Raw genomic sequence first — 305 nt, forward strand, 5'->3', positions numbered from 1 at the left:
TAGTTTTTATAGAGATTTTTCGCTTCGCTCAAAATGACAAGAATCATAGATTGCCACGCGGATTTTGTCAAACTCGCTCGCAATGACGACATTTTTGTCGTTGCGAGGTTTCGTAGAAAAACGAAATATCCCTGTTTGTATCATACTTAGACTTGCTATTTTTGTCATATTGAGTTTGCGTAGCAAACGAAAATCTCTTTTTGGTATTTTTGTTGTTTTTGCGTTGCTTTTTGTTGTGCTTGTGGTGTGCTTTGGGTAGATTTTGCTTTTGTTTGCTTTTTGTCTTGCTTGCAAGGGGTTTTAGG

Annotated in this window: 1 protein-coding gene; it reads right to left on the reverse strand. The window is 37.0% G+C overall.

What is annotated here, in order from left to right:
• Nucleotides 1-6: 6 nt before the first annotated feature.
• Complete coding sequence (locus ACWIX0_RS14385; protein WP_454174643.1) at nucleotides 7-186, reverse strand: hypothetical protein; 180 nt, start codon at nucleotides 184-186, stop codon at nucleotides 7-9.
• Between the last annotated feature and the right edge of the window lie 119 nt (nucleotides 187-305).

The organism is Helicobacter sp. T3_23-1059 (genome assembly GCF_053654515.1).